Origin of the sequence: Acidovorax bellezanensis (genome assembly GCF_025421555.1) — a bacterium.
Classification (GTDB): Bacteria; Pseudomonadota; Gammaproteobacteria; order Burkholderiales; family Burkholderiaceae_C; genus Comamonas; species Comamonas bellezanensis.
The window spans coordinates 663,713-685,722 of sequence record NZ_JAODYH010000004.1 but is presented as its reverse complement, the minus strand read 5'-3'; the positions used below and the strand labels follow the sequence as shown (position 1 = coordinate 685,722).

Sequence of the window (22,010 nt, the reverse complement as noted above, 5' to 3'; positions counted from 1 at the left end):
AGGAGAACAGCCATGGCACAAGTCATCACATTCGCGCAGACCGGGGGACCCGAAGTCCTGCAACTCCAGGACGTGAGCGTCGGCGCACCCGGCCCAGGGCAGGTGCGGCTGCAGCATAAAGCCGTCGGCCTGAACTATGCGGACACCTATTTCCGCTCCGGCATCTATCCCGTGTCCCTGCCCAACGGCGTGGGCAACGAAGCGGCTGGCGTGGTCACCGCCGTGGGCGAAGGCGTGAGCAACGTGGCCGTGGGCGACCGCGTGACCTACACCGGCTTCACCAACACCCTGGGTGCCTACAGCAGCGAGCGCCTCATCCCCGCCGCGCCGCTGATCAAGCTGCCCGACAACATCGATTTCGATACCGCCGCCTGCATCACCATGCGCGGCCTGACGGCGGCCTATCTGATGCGCCGCATCTACCCCTTCCAGGGCAACGAGACCATCTTGCTGCATGCCGCCGCCGGCGGCGTGGGCCTGATCGTCATCCAGTGGGCCAAGCTGCTGGGCCTGACGGTGATAGGCACGGTGTCAACCGATGCCAAGGCCGAAGTGGCCAAGGCCTACGGCTGCGACCACGTCATCAACTACAGCCACGAGGATGTGGTGGGGCGCGTGCGCGAGATCACCGGCGGGGTGGGCGTGTCCGTGGTCTTCGACAGCGTGGGCAAGGACACTTTCATGGCTTCGCTGGACTGCCTCAAGCGCCGCGGCCTGCTGGTCTGCGTGGGCACGGCCTCGGGCAAGATTCCACCGTTCGACCCGGCCATCCTGGCGCGCAAGGGCTCGCTGTTCGTCACCCGCCCGGGCCTGGCCGACTACATCGCCGACCCCGTGGAAAAGCAGGAGCTGGTCGACGAGCTGTTCGGCCATGTGGCCTCGGGCCGCATCCGCATCGAGATCCAGACGCGCTACGCCTTGGCCGAGGCCGAGCAGGCGCACCGCGATCTCGAGTCGCGCAAGACAGTCGGCGCTTCGGTGTTCGTGATCTAAGGAGGCCGCCATGAAAGTCGAACAATTGACGTGCACCATCGGTGCGGAAATTTCGGGCGTGAGCCTGGGCGATGCTTCGCGCGATCTGGGTCTGGCCAATGAGCTCAAGGCCTTGCTGCTGCAGCACAAAGTGCTGTTCTTTCGCGACCAGGACATCACGCGCGCCGAGCATGTGGCCTTTGCCCGCCACTTCGGTGAGCTCGAAGACCACCCCGTGGCCGGCAGCGATCCCGACCATCCGGGCCTGGTGCAGATCTACCGCAACGACAAGCGCGAAAACTACGAGAACAGCTTTCACACCGACGGCCAATGGCGCGAGACGCCGACCATGGGCTGCGTGCTGCGCTGCATAGAATCCCCGCCCGTGGGCGGCGACACCATCTGGGTGAACATGGCCGAGGCCTACCGCAATCTGCCCGAGGAGATCAAGCAGAAGATAGCCAAGCTCAAGGCCAAGAGCAGCATAGAGCACGGCTTCGGCGCCGTCATGCCCGAGGACAAGCGCCTGGAGCTGGGCCGCCTGCACCCGCCGGTGGAGCATCCGGTGGTGCGCACCCACCCCGAAACCGGGGAAAAAGTCCTCTACGTCAGCAGCTTCACGACCCATTTGGCGAATTACCACACGCCGGAGAATGTGCGCTACGGACAGGACAAGACGCCGGGCTCCAGCATGTTGCTGAACTACCTGACCAGCCAGGCCGCCATTCCCGAATACCACGTGCGCTTTCGCTGGAAGCCGGGCAGCGTGGCCATGTGGGACAACCGCTGCACCCAGCACTACGCCGTGCAGGACTACTGGCCCGCCCCGCGCAAGATGGAACGCGCAGCCATCGTCGGCGACAAGCCGTTCTGAGTCGCAGGCCCAGTCCATCCCAGGAGACAGACATGAAAAAACAAAAAAGTTCGTGGTGGCGTGGTTTCGCTCTGGCCGTCGGTGTCGTGGGGTGGAGCTTCACGGCCCTGGCCCAGCAGCCCTGGCCCAGCAAGCCGATCCGCCTGCTGGTGGGTGCTCCCGCGGGCGGCAGCGCCGACTCCCTGGCCCGGCTGCTGGCCGAAGGCCTGCAGCAGGACCTGGGCAAGCCGGTGATCGTGGAATCCAAGCCCGGCGCGGCCGGCGTGCTGGCGGTCAATGACTTGCTGGCCAACGGCAAGGACGGCTATACCTTCCTGGTCATCCAGGGCGGCATCGTCAGTGAGACGCCGCTGGCTTACAAAGCCAACTACCAGCCGTTCACCGACCTCAAGCCCCTGGCCCAGATCAGCCGCACGGGCCTGGTGCTGGTGGCCAACAAGGACGTACCCGCCTCCAACCTGCAAGAGCTGGTGAGCTACGGCAAGGCGCAAAAGGACGGGCTCAACTTCGCCTCCTACGCCGCGGGCATGAAGGGCCACACCTCGGGCATGTTGCTGGGGCAACTGACCGACATGCCCATGAAGCATGTGGGCTACAAGGGCTCGCCGCCCGGTTTGACGGATTTGATGGGCGGCCATGTGCCGCTGATGTTCGACGGCCTGCCCACTTCGCTGCCGCTGATCAAGGCCGGCAAGATCAAGGCGATTGCCGTGAACTACCCGACCCGGATCGCCGAGTTGCCCGAAGTGCCGACTTTCAAGGAACTGGGCTATCCGCAACTGGCCCAGGCCGGCTGGTTTGCCGTCTGGTCGCGCCCCGACGCGCCAGCGGAGGTGCAACAGAAGATCCGCGAACTGGCCTTGAAGCATTTTCAGAAGACCGCCGTGCGCAGCCGTGTCAGGGACATGGGCATGGACTCCGGCGGCGCCGCGACTTCGCAAGAGCTGATGGCCGACCTGAAGCAGGCCTATCAGCAGCAAGCCGCGCTGCTCAAATCGATCAACTACCAGCCGCAATAAGGCCTGGTCCCCTGTGTTTTTGAGCGTGTGCAAATGCCATCCGGCATTTGCGTAGGCTCGGTTTTCCCGTGTTCATAACTTTTCTAATGGAGACAACGGCGATGAATAAAAAAATACTGTGGAGCGCGCTGGTTCTGGCGCCGCAGCTGGTTTTCGCGCAATCGGGCGCCGCGCAAACGGGCGTCAGCGTCTACGGCGTGGTCGACATGGCGCTTTCGTCCTACCGGGGCGAAGGAGCGGGTTCGCGCACCATGTTGACGTCCGGCGGCAACCAGGCCAGCCGCCTGGGCTTCAAGGGCCGCGAGGATCTGGGTGACGGTCTGGCGGCCGGTTTCGAGCTGGAGTCGGGGCTCAATACCGACACTGGCGCGGGACAGGCGAGCAATACCAACAACCAGCCTTCGGGCACGGTGAATGCCAATGGCGCCATCACCTTCAACCGCAAGTCCTATGTCTATCTGGAAGGCAAGGACTGGGGTCAGCTGCGCCTGGGCCGTGATTACACGCCGGCCTTCTGGAACCTGTTTGCCTACGACCCGTTCCGCGTGGGCGCGGGCATCAGCGGCCATGTGCTCAATGGCACGACGGTCACGGGTTTCCGTGCCTCGAACGCCGTGGGCTATTTCTCGCCGGGATGCACCAGCTTCGCGTGCAAGGGCGTGTTCTTCCAGGGCATGCTGGCTTCGGGTGAAAACGCCAGCACCGGCGCCACCAAGCGCGACGGCAATGTCTATTCCTTCCGCCTGGGCTATGGCGGCGAGAACTTCGACCTCGCCGTGGCTTCCGCCACCACCAAGAACGCGGCCGTGGGCGACTTCCGCCAAAGCAATCTGGGCGGCTCCTATACCTGGCAGGGCCACCGCCTGATGGCGCTGGTGGGCGAGAACAAGACCGGCCTGCCCGTCGCCTCGCTGGACGGCACGAGCCGCGGCCGCTTCTGGCAGGTGGGCGCCTGGGTGTCCACGGGCCTGGGCTATATCCCCGTCAGCTACATGCAGCTCAAGCGCAATGATGTGGCGGACAGCTCGGCGCGCAAGCTGGCCGTCGGCTATGTGCATCCGCTGTCCAAGCGCACGACGCTCTATGGCACCTATGCGCATGTGACCAACAAGGGCGCGATCCGCCTGCCCGTGAGCTCGGGCTCCGAGCTGGGGCCGGTGCCGGTGCGCGGCGGCAGCGCCTCGGGCTTCGACCTGGGCATTCGCCACGTGTTCTGAGGGGGGCAGCGCCCGCCGTCGTGGATGGCGGGCAACGACTTCCGGCGGCCGCTTGCGGCCGTTTTTCATTGGTGGCGCGCGCGGGCGCGGAGGTTGGCGCGAAATGCCAAGTGCGCAGCGTGATCTGGCAAATGTTTCTTCGCGCCCTGTCCTAAAGTGAAGGCACTTCAGCACTTCGAGCGCCCAGCGCCCCCTGGTGGCGCAGGCCTGCGGGCCTGGCGCTCGAAGTCGAAACCCCATTGGAGACAAAGCATGAATTTCCTCGACGGCCACCTGTTCCCAGAAAACCAGCAGCCCTTGATCATCACGGCCGCGCCCTATGCGCCGGGCTGGCTGCCTTCGGACTTCCCCGAAGACATTCCTGTCGCCATGGAAGCGCAAATCCAGAAGGCCGTAGACTGCTACAACGCCGGCGCCACGGTGCTGCACCTGCATGTGCGTGAAATGGACGGCAAGGGCTCCAAGCGCCTGTCCAAGTTCAATGAACTGATTGCCGGCGTGCGCAAGGCCGTGCCCGAGATGATCATTCAGGTCGGCGGCTCGATCAGCTTCGCGCCCGAGAACGAAGGCGAAATGGCCAAGTGGCTCAGCGACGACACGCGCCACATGCTGGCCGATCTGGACCCCGTGCCCGATCAGGTGACGGTCACCGTGAATACCTCGCAGATGAACGTCACCGACCAGGCCGAAGACGCGGACTTCAAGGGCACGTCGCGCGAAATCCCGGCCATCTTCAACGCCTACAAGGAAATGACCGTGCCGGCCCAGCCCGGCTGGGTCGAAGAGCATGTGCGCCGCCTGACCAAGGCCGGCATCCAGAGCGCCTTCCAGTGCTACAACATCAACAGCTTCGAATCGGTGGAGCGCCTGATGCGCCGCGGCTTCTACATGGGCCCGCTGGTGATGAACTGGGTGGCGATTGGTGGCGGCATGGACATGCCCAGCCTCTACAGCCTGGCCAACTTCGTGCGCGCCGTGCCCGATGGCGCGGTGCTGACGGTGGAAAGCAATGTGCGCAACGTGCTGCCGGTGAACATGATGGGCATTGCCGCGGGCCTGCACGTGCGCTGCGGCACGGAAGACTGCCTGTGGAACCAGGACCGCAGCGCCAAGGCCAGCACGGTGTCGCAGATCGAGCAACTGGTGCGCATGTCGCTGGACTTCGGCCGCCCCATCGCCACCGCCCGGCAGGCGCGCGAAATCAGCAAGATCGGCGTGTTCTACGACACGGTGGAAGAGTCGCTGGCCGCCAACGGCTTCGCGCCCAACCGCAATGGCGGCAACCAGGGCTTTTTACGCAAAACCGCCTGATTCCGGTACGCGGCGTCTGCGGACGCTGTCGCAAAGCCAGCGCCGCTGCAAAGTGGCCGCTGGCCTTTTTCGTTCACACCGCTGCTGGCCTGCGCGCAGAGAAAGTCCATCCCATGCCTGAAACCCACTGGATTGCGGCCGGCGCCGCCGATGCCCTGGCGCCTGGCGCGCGCAAGCTGGTCTTCGTGCCCGGCGGCGAGTCCATCATCGTCTACCATCTGAACGGCCGGTTCTACGCGCTGGAAAACAGCTGCCCGCACGCGGGCGCGGCGCTCAGCGGCAGCGCCTGCGTGGACCACGTCATCAGCTGTCCGGCCCACGGCCTGCGCTTCGATGTGCGCAACGGCCAGTGCCTGGCCTCGGCGGGCATGCGCATCCCTAGCTATGGCGTCGTCATCGAGGACGGCCAGCTGTGGCTGCAGCCGCCCGAGCCGCTCGCCTGAGCAAGCCCCTCCCCGCATAAAAAAATACCTGCAGGCCACGCGATCTGCAGGGCAGTGAGACATCCACTGCGGCAGTCCAGCCCCGCTGGCTGCCACTTGCCATCCTTTTTTGCGAGACCAACGCATGCATACCCGAGATATCTTTGTCGTCAGCACGGCCCGCACGGCCATAGGCACTTTCGGCGGCAGCCTGAAAGACGTTACTCCCAGCCAACTGGCGACCACCGTGGTCAAGGCCGCGATTGCGCGCGCCGGCATCGCCGCCGACGCCGTGGGCCATGTGGTCATGGGCCATGTGATTCCCACCGAGACCCGCGATGCCTATCTGTCGCGCGTGGCCGCCGTCGATGCCGGCTGCCCCGTCGAGACTCCGGCGTTCAATGTGAACCGCCTGTGCGGTTCGGGCCTGCAGGCCATTGTGTCGGCGGCCCAGTCCATTGCCCTGGGCGACTGCGACGCGGCCATAGGCGGCGGCGCCGAATCCATGAGCCGCGGCCCTTACCTCGACACCAGTGCCCGCTGGGGCGCGCGCATGGGCGATGTCAAAAGCGTGGACTACATGCTGGGCATCTTGCTCGACCCCTGGCAGAAGATGCACATGGGCGTGACGGCGGAAAACGTGGCCGAACGCTACCGGATCAGCCGCGCCATGCAGGACGCACTGGCCCAGGCCAGCCAGCAGCGCGCGGCCGCGGCGATTGCCGCGGGCTACTTCCAGGAACAGATCGTTCCCGTGGAAATCGCCACGCGCAAAGGCACGGTACGGTTCGATACCGACGAGCATGTGCGCGCCGCCACCACGCTGGAAACCCTGGCCGGCATGAAGCCGGCGTTCAAGAAGGACGGCGGCACCGTGACGGCGGGCAATGCTTCGGGCATCAACGACGGCGCGTCCGCCGTCGTCATGGTCGCCGGTGACCGCCTGGCGGCCTTGGGCGGCAAGCCCCTGGCGCGCCTGGTGGGCTATGCCCACGCGGGCGTGGAGCCGGCCTATATGGGCATAGGTCCCGTGCCCGCCACGCAAAAAGTGCTGGCCCGCTGCGGCCTGAAGATCCAGGACATGGACGTGATCGAGGCCAATGAAGCCTTCGCCGCCCAGGCCTGCGCCGTGATCCAGGAACTGGGCCTGGACCCGGCCAAGGTCAACCCGAATGGCTCGGGCATCGCGCTGGGCCATCCCGTGGGTGCGACCGGCGCCATCATCACCACCAAGGCCATCGCCGAGCTGCAGCGCACGGGCGGGCGCTACGCGCTGGTGACCATGTGCATTGGCGGCGGCCAGGGCATTGCCGCCATTTTTGAGCGGGTGTGAGCCCCTGAGCGCTGAACGCGCATAAGACCAAGGCCTGCCGGAGTCTCCTCGGGCAGGCCTTGGTGCATTTGCGCAGGGTACCTGGACTGCAGCTTCTTCTTGCCATTCCCGCCTCGCCCTGATTTCGTGGCGGGCCCAAAAGGAGAAGCTGCAGTCAGGTACCTGGTTCCAGCGGCTTATTCCGGCTGGTAGTTGATGGACTTGAGCAGGGCGGCCTGCTTGGCCGAGCCGTCCTTGAGGTCGGCGGTCATTTCGGCCGAAGTCAGCGGCAGGGGCGGCTCCATGCCCATGGTGCGGACGGTGGCGAGAACGGAAGGCTGCTTGAAATGCTCCACGGCCACGTCACGCAATTTCTGCTGGATGGCCGCGGGCGCATCGGGGTTGGACCAGACGGCGAACCAGCCGGCCTTGGCCATCTGTGGGTAGCCCAGTTCGGTGAAGGTCGGCACATTGGGCAGCTCGGACAGGCGCGTGGGATAGACCACGGCGATGGGCGTGATCTTGCCGGCCTTGATCAGCGGCAAGGAAGTGCTCAGTCCGTCGAACATCACGGGCACATGGCCGCCCATCAGGTCGATCAGCGCGGGTGGCGAGCCCTTGTAGCCGACATGGCGCATCTTGATGTTCGCCAGCTGGCCCAGCTGCATGCCCGAAGTGTGGCCCTTGAGACCGGCCGAGTAGGAAGCGAAGTCCAGGCCGTCCTTTTGTGCCTGGCCGTAGCTGATCAGCTCTTTCAGGTTGGTGATGGGCACCTGCTTGTTCGCCACCATCACCAGGCCGGTGCGTGTCAGCTGGGCCAGGGGCTTCAAGTCCTTGAACGGGTCGTAGCTGACCTTGGTGGCCTGCGGCGACTCGGTGACCGTGCCTTCCTGGATCACCAGGAAAGTGTAGCCATCCTTGCCTCGGGCCTTCAATTCCTGGATGGCGATGCCACCCGAGGCGCCGGGCTTGGATTCGACGATCACGGCCTGGCCCAGGCTTTTGTGCATGCCGTCGGCCAGCAAGCGGGCGAGTGCGTCGGCCGTGCCGCCCGCGGGGCCGGCCACGAGCAGGCGAATCGGCTTGTTGGGCCAGGCGGCCTCGGCGTGCACGGCCTGCAGGCCGCTGAGGGCGAAGACGCCTGCGGCCAGGGCCAGCGCATGTTTTTTCAAAGTGGGTGCGTGCATGGTGTTGTCTCCTGCTAAATCTTGTTTCAGGCGGTGGCGGCGCTCAGCGCGAGCGCTTGCTGGACCAGTTCCAGGGCCTGCGGCCAGTGGCCGTGGCCTGAAGCCGGGTTCACGTGGCCGATAGGGCCGAGCTCGACCAGCTGGCTGCCCCAGTCGCTGGCGAAAGAACGCGTGCGCTCGAGTTGGGCCAATGGATCGTTGCTGCTGGCCGCGACGATGCTGGGGAAGGGCAGGGGCGCGCGGGGCACGGGCAGCCAGCCGTGGCTGTCCAGCACGTCCACCGTGGGGTAGCCCGCGGGCATGGGCGTTTCCAGATCGGCCGGGGCGACCAGCAAGGCCGCCTGGATGGCGCGCGGGGTGCCGCGGGCCGCCGTACGTGCGGCCCAGTGGGCCACCATCATGCAGCCGGCGCTGTGCGCGACGATGACCACCGGGCCCTGGATGCCGGCCAGGGCGTGATCGATGGCATCCAGGCGCGCGGCGCAGCTGAGCTTGTCCTGCTCCAGCGGCGGAACAATGCAGGCCTGGGGCAGCTCGGCGGCGAGCAGGGTCTGCCAGTGGTTTTCGACGTGGTCGCGCAGGCCGGGAATGATGAGAAAAGTAGGAGTCATGGACATGTTGCGGAGTTTCAGAAAGTGGCGTCGCCGATGATGGCCGTGCGTTCCATCTTGCGGTGGCAAGGCGGGTAGTCCATGACGGCGTAATGCTGGGTGGAGCGGTTGTCCCAGAAGGCGATGCTGTTGGGCTGCCAGCGAAACCGCACCTGGTATTCGGGAATCATGGCCTGGCTGGTCAGGTAGTTGAGCAGCTGGGAGGCGCCGGGCGACTTGTCCAGACCGAAACGCACGTTGGCGGGCGTGTTGTAGTTGGTGAAGTGCGTGGTGAAGCTGGCGTTGACGAACAGGATCTTCTCGCCGGTCTCGGGGTGGATGCGCACCACGGGGTGCTCGGCATCGGGGTACTGGGCCTTGAGCGCCAGGCGTTTCTCTATGGGCATGGCGGCGCCGAAGCTGGCTTCTATGCTGTGGCGCGCGCGCAAGGGGGCGATCTTGGCCTTGATGTCGTCGGGCAGCTGCGCGTAGGCCTCGACCATGTTGACCCACATGGTGTCGCCGCCCACGGGCGGGCATTCCACGCAGCGCAGCACGCAACCCATGGGCGGCTCGTCGCGCCAGGTGGCGTCGGTATGCCAGGAGTTCTCGTTGCGGTCCTGCGGGCTGTCGGGCGTCTTGTAGATTTGCACCAGGCCGCGGTGATCGGGATGGCTGCCGACCACGGGGTGGTCTTCCAGCTCGCCAAAGCGGCGGGCGAAGGCCACATGCTCGGCGCGCGTGATGTCCTGGTCACGAAAGAAGATCACACGGTGCTTGAGCAGCAGGGCACGGATTTCGGCCAGCAAGCCATCGTCCTGGGCCGCGGCTCCAAGGTCGACATTGCTCAGCTCGGCGCCAATCTTGCAAGTCAGCGGATTGACCTGTATGGATCGCGTCAACGAGGTCGCACGAACCACGGCCGGAGCAGCTTGAAGAGCAGTCATGATCATGTCTCCCATGTAGAATGGATTAATGACTTTAGTGTGTAAATTTTTCGCGCTTTTCGCTTGTCATTACATGACTGAAGTTTGGCATTTCATGCCAAATAATTGATCCCGATGACGTCTCTCGTTCGTGCTGCCTGCCTTACCAATTTCGGCGAAGTGGCCAAGGCTTCGGGCTTGAATCCCGCGCGCATGCTGCTGGATGCGGATTTGAGTCCCAGTGTGCTCGATGAGCCGGACTTGATGATTCCCGTGGAGCGTGTCGGCCGCCTGCTGCAGACCGCGGCCACGGTGTCGGGCAACGAAAGTTTTGGTCTGTGCATGGCGCGCTCGCGCCTGCTGTCCAATCTGGGCGCCGTGGGCTTGCTGATGCGCGACCAGCAAAGCCTGCGGGATTCGCTGGCGCTGCTGGTGCGCTACCAGGCCTTTCTGAATGGCGCGCTCACGCTGCTGGTCGAAGAGGGCGAGAACACGGTGGTCATCCGCGAGCTGCTGATGGCCGGCAGCACCCACCAGCCCACGCGCCAGCGGGTCGAGCTGGCGCTGGGCGTGATGGTGCGCCTGATTCGCCAGCTGATAGGGCGCGACTGGCAGCCCAGGCGCGTGTGCTTCGAGCATTCGGCGCCGCGCGACCTGAGCATGCACACCCAGATGTTCGGTCGCCATGTGGAGTTCAATCACGAATTCAACTGCATTGTCTGCAGCAAAAGCGATCTCGATACCCCCAACGAATTTGCCGATCCGGCCATGATTCGCTACGCCCAGCAGCTGCTCGATGCGCTGGTCAAGCCCAGCGATGAAACCATGCTGGACGAAGTGCGCCGCACGATTTTCCTGCTGCTGCCCAGCGGGCGCTGCAGCATTGAAAAAGTCAGCGAGCACCTGGGCGTGGTGCCGCGCACGATTCAGCGCCGCCTGACGGAGCAAGGCCAGAGTTTCTCCGCGCTGATGAACGATATCCGCAAGGAACTGGCGGCGCGCTATGTCTTTGAAGGCAGCCGCTCGCTGACCGATGTGGCGGAATTGCTGGGCTTCACGGCGCCCAGCAGTTTCTCGCGCTGGTACCAGATGCAGTTTGGCTGCAGCGCCAAGGAAAGCCGGGCCAAGGCCATGGCCGCCCAGCGCGGGGCCGCCTCCTAGCGCGATCCGCGCCCGGCGGCCCGCGCCCGGGTGCCCCGCGCCCGGGATTCACGCCGTCTTGAGCGTCGCCCAATGCTGGGCCGGGCGCACGACATGGAAGATTTCCAGGGGTGCCGAGCGTCCGCGCACCTGCACCTGCTGGGCCTTGCCCAGACTGCCCTGGACCTGCGCCAGACGGGCCACATCCGCCGACAGCACCAGCCTGGCCTGGGCGACTTTGGAGTACTCCTGCAGTCGGCTCGCGGTGTTCACCACTTCGCCCACGGCCGTGAAGCTGGTGGTGTTCTCGAAACCCACGCGCCCCAAAGCCACGCTGCCCGCATGCAGTCCCATGCCGTATTCCAGGGTCTGGCCGAATTCGGTGTGAAAGGACTGGCCCCAGGCCTGCATGCGCTGGTCGATCAGCATGCAGGCCTGTATGGCTTGGCGGGCGGCGCTGGGCAGATCCGTCTTCAGGCCAAAAATGGCCATCACGCTGTCGCCAATGAATTGATTGGCCACGCCGCCACACTCCTGCACGGCGCTGCCTATCAATTCGAAATACCGGTCCAGCACCCAGGACAGGTCCACCGGCCATTGGCGCTCGGACAGGCCGGACCATTGGCGCAGGTCGACAAACAGAATCACCACCGCGCGCTCCTCCCCGCCGCTGGTCACGCGGGTCTCGGCTTGGGGGTGGAACAAGGGCGTGACTTCAATATCGCCCAGCGGGCGCAGCTGGCATGCGAGACGCACATCGGCGGGGGCATGCACACGCTCCAGGGTTTTGCGCTCATCGCGCCCCGGTGGCGGGAAATGGGCGCTCGCCCCCCGCACCCGCACGCGGCAGGTGGAGCAGCGCGCTCTGCCGCCGCACAAGGACAGGTGTTCCAGCCCATGGGAGCGGCTGGCCTCCAGCACACTGAAGCCCCGCGGCACCTGCAGCGTGCGGCCCGGGTAATGCAATTGGATCATGCCGGTCCCCGGCCGCTGGCGCAGCCAGCGCCACAGGCGCGGCCCGGCCAGCGCGGCCGCGAGCAGCAGCAGCCAGCCCAGGCGCAGATCCGCCGTCATGCCTTGCAGGTCCTGGGAGACTTGCAGGGGGGGCTCCTGTGCCACGGCGGGAATGCCAACGGCGATTTCCCTGGCCATGGCCAGCACGCCCAGTGCCGCCAGGGTCGGCAGCAGCACGGCCAAGCTCAGGAGCACAGGCTGGCAGCGCTGCCAGGCACTGCGCGCGCGCAGCGCGAAATGCAGGCCCAGGCAGCCATGCGCCCAGGCCGTGGTCAGCAGCAGCAACTGCAGGCTGATGCTGGCCGGATTCCAGATCGCGGGAATGAGGCGTTCATAGCTGTTGGCGATGGCCCAACTGGCGTAGGCCCAACGCGTGGCGGAAAAATGCGCGGCCAGCAGCAGCGGCAGGCACAGGCCCAGCACCAGGCGTATGGCTTCCATCGCCGGCATGCGCAGGCTGCGCCTTTGCCACACGGCCATGAGCGCCATCGCCCCATGGGTGGCGAACGCGCCGTACAGCAGCACGGTGCCGGGCACGGAGCGCCAAAGACTTTGCACTCCCATGCGCATGGTTTCCGCGGCGTGCAGCGACACCAGCCCCAGGCCGTGGTTGATCAGGTGCAGCGCCACATAGACCCACAGTACCAGGCCGCTTCCCCAGCGCAGCTTGCGCAGGGAAGGCATGGACATCGGGGGCCGCGCAGATCGCACGGAGGAGGGGGATTTCATCGGGTTCTTCAGGAGGGCAAGGCCGGCACGACAGCTGCGCGCCGGCGGCCAAGATAAGCCATAGGCGATGTCCTGTCCTTCCTGGGGGCAGCGCAGGGCCTGCCAGCGGCGGCGGCCATGCCTGCCGATAATTGCCGCTGTCCCCTGCTTCGCCCCCGCCTTTCATGCCTGCTCCCATCGTTCGCTCCAGCCTGGCATTGCGCCAGATTTCACTCTTCGCAGGCCTGGACGATGACTGCCTGAACCGCATTGCCGCGGCCTGCGAATGGCGCCATGTCGATGCCAAGAAGCCGGTGTTCACGCGCTCATCGACGGGCAGCGACGTGTTTTTCCTGCTCACGGGACGCGTGCGCATCACCACTTATTCGGCCAGCGGGCGCGAAGTGTCGTTTCGCGATTACCAGCCCGGGGAGCATTTTGGCGATCTCTCGGCGATCGACGGCCAGATGCGCTCGGCCGATGTCGTCGCGCTCGAGTCCTCGCAGCTGGCCGGCCTCGGCGCGGCGGATTTCATGGCGCTGATGGCGCGCGAGCCCCTGATCGCACGGCGCATGTTGCAGCACCTCACCGGGCTGGTCAGGCAGTTGACCGACCGTGTGCTGGAGCTCAGCACCTTGAGTGTGCAAACGCGCTTGCATGTGGAGCTGCTGCGCCTGGCCCATGCCGCCGGGGTGCTGGCGGACGGCAGTGCGCGCATCGAGCCCGCGCCGCCGCATTCGGCGCTGGCCAGCAAGATCAGCACCAACCGGGAGCAGGTCGCCAGGGAGATCAGCGCGCTCACCAAGAGCGGGCTGCTGCGCAAGCAAGGCCAGCGCACGCTATGCGTGACTTGCGTGCAGGACCTGCAGGAATTGGTACTCGCCTGACCTGCGCTTTCTGCGCAAAACTGTGCGTTTACGCACATACAGCTCCATGACGGAAGAAGAAACTTCAGTCCATGCAGAACGCAAGCCCGCACTGCAAGACCTTGAAGAAAGCACCGTCATGAAAACCACCAAGAACATCCTCGCCATCGCCGCCATCGCCGCCGCTTCGTTTTCCGGCATCGCCTCGGCGCAAAACCCGCAGGTCTGGTTCGGCGCCGAGCCTGTGATCTCCGGTCCGTCGCTGTCGCGCGCGGAAGTGCTGGCCGACCTGGCGATCTGGAACCGTGCCGGCATGAACATCTACCACCAGGGTGAAAACACCAGCTTCGATGCCGGCTACGAACAGCGCATGGCGCAGTACCAGAAGATGCGCCGCGGCGCTGAATTCCAGGAAGAACTGCGTCGCCAGGGCGGCGTGGCGAAGTAAGCCTTTGCGGGGTGGGCTATTTCAGCCCACCTTTTTTGACTCACTGCATCAACGACCGATGAACAAAGAATCCCCGGATATTGGAGCGCTGCTCGCAAGAGCACTGCTGAGTGCTGTCTTCCTCTACAGCGGCATAGGCAAGCTGCTGGGACCAGAGGCCTCGATGGCCTACATCGCCAAGGCCGGCATGCCCTGGCCCGCCATGGCTTATGCGGCGGCGCTGTGCGTCGAAGTGGTCGTGGCCACGGCTTTCCTGCTGGGCTACAAGACGCGCATCAGCGCCTTTGTCTTGCTGGCGTTTACCTTGGCCACCGCACTGCTGTTCCACGCCGACTTTGGCGACAGGTCGCAACTCATCAGTTTCCTGAAGAACCTGGCGATTTGCGGCGGCCTGCTGCAGGTGCTGATCAGCAGCCCTGGCGCATTGCGCTCCCGGCAGGCCCTGGCGCAGTGATGCGCCCTGCCGGCTAGCGCGGCCAGCCGCTTACTGCGGCGTGGTGGGCATCTTCAGCTTCACCAGGATCTGGCGGTTCTGCTCCACGGTGTCGGCCAGTTTCTTTTGCAGTTCCTCGAACGTGCTTTCCTTGGGCTGGTCATAGCCCTGGGCGGCCATCATTTCGCGGAACTTGGGCGAGCGCATGACTTTTTCCATCTCGCGGCGAATGCGCTCGCTCATGGCCGGCGGCGTGCTGCTCAGAATCATCACGCCGACGCTGGCATCGGGCATGACCAGATCGGGCATGCCCAGTTCCGCGAAGCTGGGCACATCGGGCAGGTGGGGCGAGCGCGTGGCCGAGACAATGCCCACGCCCTTGATCTTGCCGGCCTTGACCAGCGGCGCCACGTTGCTGAGCACGTCGAAAGTCAGCTGCACCTGGCCGCCCATCAAATCCACCAGGACCGGCGCCGAGCCCTTGTAGGGCACGACCAGGATGTTCTTGCCGCTTTTCTCGCTGAGCAAATCGCCCAGCAGGTTGGAGCGCGTGCCGGTGCTCATATTGGCCACGCTGACCGTGTTCTTGTTCTTGCGTGCGTGGTCCAGGATCTCTTGCGGCTTGTTGGGTGGGTAGGTGTTGCTCGCCACCAGCACATGGACCATGCTGGCCACGTCGGCCACATAGGTGAACGTCTTGTGGGGGTCGAAAGGCGTCTTGACCGAGAAGGGGAAATCGGTCCAGACGCTGGAAGGCGCGACCATCAAGGTGTAGCCGTCGGCCGGAGCGCTGAGCATCGCCCGCTCGGCGATCACGGCCGAGCCGCCGGGCTTGTTGTCGATGATGACCGGCTGGCCCAGGTTGACGCGCAACTGCTCGCCGATGAGGCGGGCCACGCCGTCCGTGATGGCGCCCGGCGGCGCGGGAACAATGATGCGTATGGGCTTGGTCGGCCATTCCTGGGCGCTGGCAAACGACACGGCAAGTACCGACGACAAAAGAACGGCCGCAAGAGAACGCAGGCGCTGGAGAGAATTTTTCATGATGACTCGCAGGGAAAGTGGGGCGCTCAGAGGACGAAAATCGACGAACCGGTGGTTTTTCTTCCCTCCAGATCGCGGTGTGCCTGTACGGCGTCTGCCAGTGCGTAGCGCTGGTTGATTTCAATCCGGATGCGGCCCGCGGCCACATGGCCGAACAGTTCGTCCACCAGCTCCTGCTTTTCCACCGGATCGGCAATGTAGTCGGCCAGGCCCGGGCGGGTGACATAGAGCGAGCCCTTGCGCGCCAGGATGGCCGGGTCGAACGGCGGGATCTTGCCCGAGGCCGTGCCCACGCAGACCAGCAGGCCGCGGCGCTTGAGGCAGTCCAGCGAGAGCATGAAGGTGTCCTTGCCCACGCTGTCAAACACCACGGACACGCCCACGCCGCCGGTGATCTCGCGCACGCGCGCCACCACATCCTCGTGGCTGTAGTTGATCACGTGGTCGCAGCCGTGGGCCTTGGCCACTTCGGCCTTGGCGTCGGTGGAGACCGTGCCGATCACGCTGAGGCCCAGCAGCTTGGCCCACTGGGACACGATCAGCCCGACACCGCCGGCGGCGGCGTGCAGCAAGATGGTTTCTCCGCGCTGGAATGGATAGATCTTGCGGCACAGGTAGGCGGCCGACAGGCCGCGCATGGTCATCGCGGCGGCGGTCTCGCAACTGATGCCTTCGGGCAGCTTGATCAGCGGTGCGGCGGCGATCAGCCGCTCGCTGCTGTAGGCACCCAAGGTGTTGGTGAAACCGGTGTAGGTCACGCGGTCGCCCACGGCCAGGCCGGTGACGCCAGGGCCCACGGCTTCGATCACGCCCGCGGCTTCGTTGCCTATGCCGCTGGGCATGGGCACGGGATAGATGCCGGAGCGGAAATAGGTGTCCGCAAAATTCAAGCCCACGGCCACGTGGCGCAGACGGACTTCTCCGGGACCGGGTTGACCGACGTCAACGTCCTCGAAGCGCAGTACTTCGGGGCCGCCTGTTTCGTAAAATCGAACGACTTTCGCCATGTTGTCTCCTGTTGTCTGTGAAATGCCCGGCTGCGGGTGTTTTCAGCGAGAACTTCATGATGGAGCGAGCGGTCGTCCAGCACTTGACGTTTTGTGTCTTGGACTTCGCTTTTCATGACTGTCGCACCCCGCGAAAACCCGCATCCAGACAGGGCCGGGCGCCGCGCCAGGCAGCGCCCCGCGGGCAGCGCGGTCGGAGAATGGTCGGCACGCTTTTCACGTCGCCGAGACCGTGCGGGCCAAGGCCCGCCGCATCACTTGCGCTGGGAGTCCAGCACTTCCTGGTTGCGGACCACTTCCTGGGCCTTGGCGTAGCTTTCGATCAAGAGCTGGTAGTTGGGGAAAATGCCGGTATAGGCCTGGGCCCACTGGGCGGCGTCGTCGCGGTTCCAGGTCTTTTGCAGCTCGGAGGCCACGGCCGCGACATCGATGGGCACCACGCCGGCCTGGATCATGCGCGCCAGCGTGATCTCCTGCGCCATCTTGGAATAGGTGCCCGAAGCGTCGATGACGGCAAACACCTGGTAGCCCGCGGCCACGGCGGCAATCGAGGGGAAGGCCATGCAGACGCTGGTGATGGTGCCGGCAATGATCAGCTGCTTCTTGCCCGTGTCCTTGACGGCTTGCACGAAGTCGGGATTGTCCCAGGCGTTGATTTCGCCTTTGCGGGCGATGTAGCGGGCGTGGGGCGCGTTCTGGTGGATTTCGGGAATCAAGGGGCCGTTGGGGCCCTGGGGCACGGAGGCCGTGGTGATGACCGGGATCTTGGACAGGGTGGCGATGGTGGCCAGGGTGCTGGCCAGACGGCGCAACGTGGTGAACGGCATGTCTTGCACCGTCTGGAACAGGCCGCTCTGGTGGTCTATGAGCAGCATGGCGACGTTCGCAGGGTCGATGACGGGCGCGGCGCCGTTGAAATTGGCGGGAATGGCAAGCTGGGACATGATGGATTTCCTTGGCAAGAGTGGATGAGCAGGGCATCGGACCTGGCGACGTCGGGGCCGTAGAGGACGCCATCCATGCCGATGAATGCAATTTATCCGAGGGGTATTTGCCTGGATAGTGGCAAAAATCGCCGTCAGCGTTCTGAATTTAGAACGCTGAGCGCGCGAGAATCCGCTGTACGGCCAAGCTGCTCGCCTGTGCCTTGTCTAAGGCATCAGCGCAAACCGGCCCGGGCCGGTGACGGCCAGCAGCAGCAGGCCGCCCATGATGCTCAGGTTCTTGTAGAAGTTGATCTGGTTGTCATGGCGCGCGGCCCCTTCCAGCTTCCAGTAAGGGTGGCCCATGACGGCGGTGGCCAGCGTGAAGACGAAAAACAGCAGGGCCAGCGGCCGCGTCCACAGGCCCAGGATCAGCGCAATGCCGACGAAGAACTCCATGAAAATGGCAATCGCTGTTGCCACCTGCGGCACGGGCGATCCCGTCGACGCCATGTATTGCACCGTGCCGGCAAAGCCGGTGATCTTCTGCCAGCCGGTGATCAGAAACAGCGCCATCAGCAGCAGGCGTGCCAGAAGGATCAAAGCGTCGCTATAGCCCAGGATCAGAGAGTTCAGCATGGTGGCTCCTGCTCAGTTTGGATCGGACCCGTCTTCAAGGCCTGGATGTTTCCAGGCGGCATGCCAGGCGCTAGAACGGCGTGCCGTCCAGCTGGCCCATTTTTCCACTCGCATAGTCGCGCTTGGTTTGCGCCAGGCGCTCGGGCGTGTCCATGACGAAGGGGCCGCCGAACAGGACCTCGCCTTCCACCGGCGCGCCGCCGAGCAGGACCGCGTCCACGCGCTGCATCGCGCTGGCCGTCAGCGTGACGTAGCTGCCGGGGCCCAGAATGGCCAGCTCCCCGGAGCCCAGCTGGGCGCCGCGGCCCAGGTCCAGCCAGCCTTGCATCAGGTAAATGCCCAATTCAGCCACGTCGCCCAGCGGCAAGGTGATGCTGGCGCCGGGCTCCAGGTGGATATGGGCGAAAAGCGTGGGGCTGGTGGTCTGCATGGGACCGTGCACGCCCGCGAGCGTGCCCGCGATCACCCGCACGCGGGCGCCAACGCGGTGGATTTCGGGAATTTCGGCGCTGCGAAACGAGGCATAGGCCGGATCGACGAGTTTTTGCGCCGGCGGCAGATTGGTCCACAGCTGCAGGCCGTGGCGCCCGCCGCTGGGCTGCTCGGCGTGCAGCATGCCGCGCCCGGCGCGGATCCACTGCGCGTCGCCAGGCCCCAGGCGGTCCTTGAATCCCAGGCTGTCGCGGTGCTCCACGCCGCCTTCGAGCAGGTAGCTGATGACTTCGATGCCCGCATGCGGATGCGGCGAGTCGCCGATGCCGCGCCGGCTCTGGTGCCGGTAATGGTCGATGAAAATGAACGGGCCCAGCGAAGTGCGGGCCGGCAAGGGCAGGGCCCGCCACAAAAGCATGTCGCCGTCATCAATGACACGCTGGGCGGGCAGGACGAGTGAAATCAGGCGTTGCATACCACGGGCTCCTTAGGAAGGTGGCTTGACGGGATCAGCGGTGGGCGCGTGCCCTCGCAACGCGCCGCCGGATGCCAGCCTACTCCGAATCCTGCGCGCCATCCAGTCGGATGAGGGCATGGGCCCGCATGCCGTCTCAGTCCAGCTTGATCTTGGCGTAGGCCGCCACGCGCTTCATCTTGTCGATTTCACGCACGATCTGCTGGGAAAAGTCCGCGGGCGTGGTGCCAGAAGGGTACAGGCCCTGGGCGGCCAGGCGGTCGCGCACGGCAGGCTCCTTGAGCGCGGCGGCCACGGCCTGCTGCACGCGCAGCACCAGCGGGGCGGGCGTGGAAGCGGGGGCCACCAGACCGAACCACGAGGCATCGTTGGCCTGCTTGTAGCCCAGCTCGGCGTAGGTCGGCACGTCGGGCAGCACGTCCAGGCGTGCGGGCCAGGACACGGCCAGGGCCTTGAGCTTGCCGGACTTGACGTGGGGCAGGGACGAAGCCACCTGGTCGAAGTACACCGGCACCTGGCCGCCCAGCACGTCGTTGAGGGCCGGGCCTGCACCGCGGTAGGGAATGTGCACCATGCTCGTGCCCGTGGCGCTCTTGAACAGCTCGCCCCACATGTGGCCGATGGTGCCGGTGCCGGGCGTGGCGTAGGAAATCTTGCCAGGGTTGGCCTTGAGGTACTTGACCAGATCGGCAAAGTCCTTGACGGGCAGCACCTGTGGATTGACCACGATGATGCCCGGGGCCTTGACGATTTCGGTCACGCCCACGAAGTCCTTGATCGGGTCGTAGGGCAGCTTGGGATAGACGGCGGGGTTGACGCCGTGCGTGGACAGCGTAGCCACGCCGAAGGTCAGGCCGTCGCCCGCGGCACGGGCGATTTCCGCCATGCCGATGGAGCCGCCCGCACCGGCGCGGTTTTCGATGACCACGGTCTGGCCCAGCAGGCGTTGCAAGGGTTCTTGCAGGGAGCGGCCGGCGATGTCGGTGGCGCCGCCCGGAGGGAAGGGAACGACGATGCGCAAAGGCTTGTCCTGGGCGAGGGACAGACCGGGAAGAGCGGTGGCGGCGGCGATGGCGGCGAGTGCGTGACGGCGTTGCATGGGGGCGGTGTTTCCTTTGAAGATTCAACAAGCGTAACAAGTACGGACGCAAACACCAAGCAATGCGCGTGCCCGCTGCCGATTCACGCGGCCTTCAGCCTTGGCTTTCGCGCCGCAGCAGCTCGCGCTTGCGCTCCACGCCCCAACGGTAGCCGGAAAGTTCGCCGTCGCGGCGCACCACGCGGTGGCAGGGAATGGCGACGGCGATATGGTTGGCGGCGCAGGCCTGGGCCACGGCGCGCTGGGCCTTGGGCGCGTGGATGCGCTCGGCCAGCTGGCTGTAGTTGACGGTGCTGCCCGGCGGAATTTCGCGCAAGGCCTGCCAGACCCGCTCCTGGAACGCCGTGCCGCGCACGTCCAGCGGCAGGTTCAGGCCCAGCGCCGGGGCCTCGATGAAGCCCACGACCTGCGCTACCAGCTGCTCGAAACCGGCATCCGCGCCTATCAGGCTCGCCTTGGGAAAGCGGTCCTGGAGGTCGCGCAGCAGCAGCTCCGGGTCGTCGCCCAGCAAGATGGCGCAGATGCCGCGCTGGCTTTGCGCCACCAGGATGGCGCCCAGCGAACACTGGCCCAGGGCAAAGTGGATGTGCGCGCCCGTGCCGCCGTCGCGCCAGTCGCGCGCCGGCATGCCCAGGCGCTGCGTGGAAGTCTCGTAGAAGCGGCTGCTGGACTGGAAGCCCGCGCCGTAGATGGCCTCGGTGACCGTGGCCTCGGGCTGCAGCAATTGCTGGCGCAGCTTGCGCGCGCGTTCGGCCGAAGCATAGGCCTTGGGCGTGAGGCCGGTTTCGGCCTTGAACACGCGGTGGAAATGCGCCGGGCTCAGGCCGGCCTGGGCGGCGAGGGCGGCCAGCGAAGGCGGTGTGTCGGCGGCCTCGATCTGCCGGCAGGCCTGGGCAACGAGCGCGGCCCGCGCGGCGGAGGCCGAAGCGTCGGGAAGCTGGGAGCGCATGGTGGATTCCTTGGAAAGCGAAGGGATGCGGCCAGAATAGCGGCGCATTCCCGCCTTGGCACTCCGTATCTTGCGGTGCTGCGCTTCAGTTGCGCACCAGCTGGCGCGAAAGAAAGCTGCAGGTCGCCACCAGCAGCTTGGCGCATTCCGCGACATTGCCTTCGATGCGGTGCCGGGGGCCGGCCACGGCCACGGCCAGGGTTTCGTTGTTGATCGTCAAGAAGGTCGCGACCGCCCAGACATCGCTGACGTTCTCGCCGCGCGTGACGAAATAGCCCATTTTCCGACTCTCCAGAATCTCCTGGATCAACTGCTCGGGATCGGTCTTGGTGGTCGTCGTGATGGAGCGCAGCTGCCGGCCCTGCACCCAGCTGCGCAGCTCGGGCTCCTTGAGGCTGCCCAGCAAGGCCTTGCCGATGGAGCTGGAGTGCAGGGGCTTGAATTCGCCGGGCTTGGCCGAGTAGCGAATGGAGTGCGGGCCTTCGATGACTTGCAGGTAGATCACGGATTCGCCCTGGCGCTTGCCGAGGATCACGGTTTCGCGCGTGGCGTCGCGCAAGCGTTCCAGCACCGGCGTCGCGTGTTCGACAAACGGGTCCTTGGCGAGGATGTCGCTGGCCACGTCGTACATGCGCTTGGTGGGATAGAGGGCGCGCGGCCGGTTGAGCATGTAGAGATAGCCGCGCTCCGTCAGCGTGGCGACGATGGCGTGGCAGGTGCTCTTGGGAATGTTCGCCGCCTCGGCCAGGTCGGTCAGCGACAGCGGCCGCTGGCTCGCCTGGAAGGCCTCGAAGATGTCAATGACCCGCTCGATCGCAGTAACTCCGGACATGGCGCTTCCCTTTCTGCAGAGGTTTGGAACGTAAATTCAGCGGGCTGAACAAACGGCATTTGCTTGGCTGACTTCCCGCGTTGCTTTGGATTATGTTCGTAATACCGAACAAGTGTTCTTGTTTTTGAATTTTTGCGCTCGTAGCATCCACCTGCAACCAATCGACGGAGG

General features: G+C 65.3%; 23 protein-coding genes. 11 read left to right on the top strand and 12 right to left on the bottom strand.

Annotated features, from left to right (window positions below):
• Positions 1 to 12 precede the first annotated feature (12 nt).
• From N0K08_RS11360 to N0K08_RS11330, 7 genes are all read left to right on the top strand, one after another.
• Positions 13 to 993, top strand: a complete 981-nt coding sequence (locus N0K08_RS11360; protein WP_261500444.1) for a quinone oxidoreductase family protein — start codon at positions 13 to 15, stop codon at positions 991 to 993.
• Positions 994 to 1,003: 10 nt separating this feature from the next.
• Positions 1,004 to 1,846 carry a TauD/TfdA dioxygenase family protein gene (locus tag N0K08_RS11355; protein WP_261500442.1) on the top strand — a complete coding sequence of 281 codons (843 nt, stop codon included), beginning with the start codon at positions 1,004 to 1,006 and terminating at the stop codon, positions 1,844 to 1,846.
• 32 nt (positions 1,847 to 1,878) lie between these two features.
• The gene (locus N0K08_RS11350; RefSeq protein ID WP_261500441.1) at positions 1,879 to 2,865 is read left to right on the top strand and encodes a Bug family tripartite tricarboxylate transporter substrate binding protein; all 987 of its coding nucleotides are present in this window, start codon (positions 1,879 to 1,881) and stop codon (positions 2,863 to 2,865) included.
• 101 nt (positions 2,866 to 2,966) lie between these two features.
• A complete protein-coding gene (locus N0K08_RS11345; protein ID WP_261500440.1) occupies positions 2,967 to 4,082 on the top strand; it encodes a porin in 1,116 nt (371 codons plus the stop codon).
• A gap of 252 nt (positions 4,083 to 4,334) precedes the next feature.
• Positions 4,335 to 5,393, top strand: a complete 1,059-nt coding sequence (locus N0K08_RS11340) for a BKACE family enzyme (protein WP_261500439.1) — start codon at positions 4,335 to 4,337, stop codon at positions 5,391 to 5,393.
• A gap of 113 nt (positions 5,394 to 5,506) precedes the next feature.
• The gene (locus tag N0K08_RS11335) at positions 5,507 to 5,836 is read left to right on the top strand and encodes a Rieske (2Fe-2S) protein (RefSeq protein WP_261500438.1); all 330 of its coding nucleotides are present in this window, start codon (positions 5,507 to 5,509) and stop codon (positions 5,834 to 5,836) included.
• 124 nt (positions 5,837 to 5,960) lie between these two features.
• Positions 5,961 to 7,148, top strand: coding sequence for an acetyl-CoA C-acyltransferase family protein (locus tag N0K08_RS11330; RefSeq protein WP_261500437.1), 1,188 nt, complete (start codon positions 5,961 to 5,963; stop codon positions 7,146 to 7,148).
• A gap of 176 nt (positions 7,149 to 7,324) precedes the next feature.
• On the opposite strand, the gene N0K08_RS11325 is transcribed toward N0K08_RS11330, so the two are convergent.
• The 3 genes from N0K08_RS11325 to N0K08_RS11315 are packed head-to-tail and all read right to left on the bottom strand — an operon-like array spanning position 7,325 to position 9,851.
• Complete coding sequence (locus N0K08_RS11325) at positions 7,325 to 8,314, bottom strand: Bug family tripartite tricarboxylate transporter substrate binding protein (RefSeq protein WP_261500436.1); 990 nt, start codon at positions 8,312 to 8,314, stop codon at positions 7,325 to 7,327.
• A gap of 26 nt (positions 8,315 to 8,340) precedes the next feature.
• Positions 8,341 to 8,931 (bottom strand): RBBP9/YdeN family alpha/beta hydrolase, encoded by a 591-nt coding sequence (locus N0K08_RS11320; RefSeq protein WP_261500435.1) that lies wholly within the window; start codon positions 8,929 to 8,931, stop codon positions 8,341 to 8,343.
• Positions 8,932 to 8,942: 11 nt separating this feature from the next.
• Positions 8,943 to 9,851: a TauD/TfdA dioxygenase family protein gene (locus N0K08_RS11315; protein WP_261500433.1), complete on the bottom strand. Its 909-nt coding sequence runs from the start codon at positions 9,849 to 9,851 to the stop codon at positions 8,943 to 8,945.
• A gap of 114 nt (positions 9,852 to 9,965) precedes the next feature.
• Between N0K08_RS11315 and N0K08_RS11310 the strand changes: the two genes are divergently transcribed.
• Positions 9,966 to 10,991, top strand: a complete 1,026-nt coding sequence (locus N0K08_RS11310; protein WP_261500432.1) for an AraC family transcriptional regulator — start codon at positions 9,966 to 9,968, stop codon at positions 10,989 to 10,991.
• 48 nt (positions 10,992 to 11,039) lie between these two features.
• On the opposite strand, the gene N0K08_RS11305 is transcribed toward N0K08_RS11310, so the two are convergent.
• Entirely contained in the window at positions 11,040 to 12,674 is a 1,635-nt protein-coding gene (locus N0K08_RS11305; protein WP_261500430.1) for an adenylate/guanylate cyclase domain-containing protein, read from the bottom strand.
• A gap of 203 nt (positions 12,675 to 12,877) precedes the next feature.
• Here N0K08_RS11305 and N0K08_RS11300 point away from each other — a divergent pair, with 203 nt between their 5' ends.
• Genes N0K08_RS11300 through N0K08_RS11290 form a run of 3 tightly spaced genes read left to right on the top strand, consistent with a single transcriptional unit; the run spans position 12,878 to position 14,460 of the window.
• The gene (locus N0K08_RS11300; RefSeq protein ID WP_261500429.1) at positions 12,878 to 13,579 is read left to right on the top strand and encodes a Crp/Fnr family transcriptional regulator; all 702 of its coding nucleotides are present in this window, start codon (positions 12,878 to 12,880) and stop codon (positions 13,577 to 13,579) included.
• Positions 13,580 to 13,625: 46 nt separating this feature from the next.
• Positions 13,626 to 14,006: a DUF4148 domain-containing protein gene (locus N0K08_RS11295; RefSeq protein WP_261500428.1), complete on the top strand. Its 381-nt coding sequence runs from the start codon at positions 13,626 to 13,628 to the stop codon at positions 14,004 to 14,006.
• A 58-nt stretch (positions 14,007 to 14,064) separates the two neighbouring features.
• The gene (locus N0K08_RS11290; RefSeq protein WP_261500427.1) at positions 14,065 to 14,460 is read left to right on the top strand and encodes a DoxX family protein; all 396 of its coding nucleotides are present in this window, start codon (positions 14,065 to 14,067) and stop codon (positions 14,458 to 14,460) included.
• 30 nt (positions 14,461 to 14,490) lie between these two features.
• Here the strand turns inward: N0K08_RS11290 and N0K08_RS11285 are convergent, their stop codons facing one another.
• The 8 genes from N0K08_RS11285 to N0K08_RS11250 form a co-directional block, all read right to left on the bottom strand.
• The gene (locus N0K08_RS11285; RefSeq protein ID WP_261500426.1) at positions 14,491 to 15,483 is read right to left on the bottom strand and encodes a Bug family tripartite tricarboxylate transporter substrate binding protein; all 993 of its coding nucleotides are present in this window, start codon (positions 15,481 to 15,483) and stop codon (positions 14,491 to 14,493) included.
• Positions 15,484 to 15,509: 26 nt separating this feature from the next.
• A complete protein-coding gene (locus N0K08_RS11280; protein ID WP_261500425.1) occupies positions 15,510 to 16,490 on the bottom strand; it encodes a quinone oxidoreductase family protein in 981 nt (326 codons plus the stop codon).
• Positions 16,491 to 16,744: 254 nt separating this feature from the next.
• Positions 16,745 to 17,434, bottom strand: coding sequence for an isochorismatase family protein (locus N0K08_RS11275; RefSeq protein ID WP_261500423.1), 690 nt, complete (start codon positions 17,432 to 17,434; stop codon positions 16,745 to 16,747).
• A 207-nt stretch (positions 17,435 to 17,641) separates the two neighbouring features.
• Complete coding sequence (locus N0K08_RS11270; RefSeq protein ID WP_261500422.1) at positions 17,642 to 18,052, bottom strand: DoxX family protein; 411 nt, start codon at positions 18,050 to 18,052, stop codon at positions 17,642 to 17,644.
• Between the two features lie 70 nt (positions 18,053 to 18,122).
• A complete protein-coding gene (locus tag N0K08_RS11265) occupies positions 18,123 to 18,959 on the bottom strand; it encodes a pirin family protein (protein WP_261500421.1) in 837 nt (278 codons plus the stop codon).
• 136 nt (positions 18,960 to 19,095) lie between these two features.
• Positions 19,096 to 20,058, bottom strand: a complete 963-nt coding sequence (locus tag N0K08_RS11260) for a tripartite tricarboxylate transporter substrate binding protein BugE (protein ID WP_261500420.1) — start codon at positions 20,056 to 20,058, stop codon at positions 19,096 to 19,098.
• A 94-nt stretch (positions 20,059 to 20,152) separates the two neighbouring features.
• A complete protein-coding gene (ada, locus tag N0K08_RS11255; RefSeq protein ID WP_261500419.1) occupies positions 20,153 to 21,007 on the bottom strand; it encodes a bifunctional DNA-binding transcriptional regulator/O6-methylguanine-DNA methyltransferase Ada in 855 nt (284 codons plus the stop codon).
• A gap of 85 nt (positions 21,008 to 21,092) precedes the next feature.
• Positions 21,093 to 21,839 carry an IclR family transcriptional regulator gene (locus N0K08_RS11250; protein ID WP_261500418.1) on the bottom strand — a complete coding sequence of 249 codons (747 nt, stop codon included), beginning with the start codon at positions 21,837 to 21,839 and terminating at the stop codon, positions 21,093 to 21,095.
• Positions 21,840 to 22,010 lie beyond the last annotated feature (171 nt).

Excerpts from the sequence above, each read along its gene's own strand:
- N0K08_RS11360 (WP_261500444.1), top strand. The coding sequence starts at position 13 with ATGGCACAAGTCATCACATTCGCGCAGACCGGGGGACCCGAAGTCCTG.
- N0K08_RS11355 (WP_261500442.1), top strand. The coding sequence starts at position 1,004 with ATGAAAGTCGAACAATTGACGTGCACCATCGGTGCGGAAATTTCGGGC.
- N0K08_RS11350 (WP_261500441.1), top strand. The coding sequence starts at position 1,879 with ATGAAAAAACAAAAAAGTTCGTGGTGGCGTGGTTTCGCTCTGGCCGTC.
- N0K08_RS11345 (WP_261500440.1), top strand. The coding sequence starts at position 2,967 with ATGAATAAAAAAATACTGTGGAGCGCGCTGGTTCTGGCGCCGCAGCTG.
- N0K08_RS11340 (WP_261500439.1), top strand. The coding sequence starts at position 4,335 with ATGAATTTCCTCGACGGCCACCTGTTCCCAGAAAACCAGCAGCCCTTG.
- N0K08_RS11335 (WP_261500438.1), top strand. The coding sequence starts at position 5,507 with ATGCCTGAAACCCACTGGATTGCGGCCGGCGCCGCCGATGCCCTGGCG.
- N0K08_RS11330 (WP_261500437.1), top strand. The coding sequence starts at position 5,961 with ATGCATACCCGAGATATCTTTGTCGTCAGCACGGCCCGCACGGCCATA.
- N0K08_RS11325 (WP_261500436.1), bottom strand. The coding sequence starts at position 8,314 with ATGCACGCACCCACTTTGAAAAAACATGCGCTGGCCCTGGCCGCAGGC.
- N0K08_RS11320 (WP_261500435.1), bottom strand. The coding sequence starts at position 8,931 with ATGTCCATGACTCCTACTTTTCTCATCATTCCCGGCCTGCGCGACCAC.
- N0K08_RS11315 (WP_261500433.1), bottom strand. The coding sequence starts at position 9,851 with ATGACTGCTCTTCAAGCTGCTCCGGCCGTGGTTCGTGCGACCTCGTTG.
- N0K08_RS11310 (WP_261500432.1), top strand. The coding sequence starts at position 9,966 with ATGACGTCTCTCGTTCGTGCTGCCTGCCTTACCAATTTCGGCGAAGTG.
- N0K08_RS11305 (WP_261500430.1), bottom strand. The coding sequence starts at position 12,674 with ATGTCCATGCCTTCCCTGCGCAAGCTGCGCTGGGGAAGCGGCCTGGTA.
- N0K08_RS11300 (WP_261500429.1), top strand. The coding sequence starts at position 12,878 with ATGCCTGCTCCCATCGTTCGCTCCAGCCTGGCATTGCGCCAGATTTCA.
- N0K08_RS11295 (WP_261500428.1), top strand. The coding sequence starts at position 13,626 with ATGACGGAAGAAGAAACTTCAGTCCATGCAGAACGCAAGCCCGCACTG.
- N0K08_RS11290 (WP_261500427.1), top strand. The coding sequence starts at position 14,065 with ATGAACAAAGAATCCCCGGATATTGGAGCGCTGCTCGCAAGAGCACTG.
- N0K08_RS11285 (WP_261500426.1), bottom strand. The coding sequence starts at position 15,483 with ATGAAAAATTCTCTCCAGCGCCTGCGTTCTCTTGCGGCCGTTCTTTTG.
- N0K08_RS11280 (WP_261500425.1), bottom strand. The coding sequence starts at position 16,490 with ATGGCGAAAGTCGTTCGATTTTACGAAACAGGCGGCCCCGAAGTACTG.
- N0K08_RS11275 (WP_261500423.1), bottom strand. The coding sequence starts at position 17,434 with ATGTCCCAGCTTGCCATTCCCGCCAATTTCAACGGCGCCGCGCCCGTC.
- N0K08_RS11270 (WP_261500422.1), bottom strand. The coding sequence starts at position 18,052 with ATGCTGAACTCTCTGATCCTGGGCTATAGCGACGCTTTGATCCTTCTG.
- N0K08_RS11265 (WP_261500421.1), bottom strand. The coding sequence starts at position 18,959 with ATGCAACGCCTGATTTCACTCGTCCTGCCCGCCCAGCGTGTCATTGAT.
- N0K08_RS11260 (WP_261500420.1), bottom strand. The coding sequence starts at position 20,058 with ATGCAACGCCGTCACGCACTCGCCGCCATCGCCGCCGCCACCGCTCTT.
- ada (WP_261500419.1), bottom strand. The coding sequence starts at position 21,007 with ATGCGCTCCCAGCTTCCCGACGCTTCGGCCTCCGCCGCGCGGGCCGCG.
- N0K08_RS11250 (WP_261500418.1), bottom strand. The coding sequence starts at position 21,839 with ATGTCCGGAGTTACTGCGATCGAGCGGGTCATTGACATCTTCGAGGCC.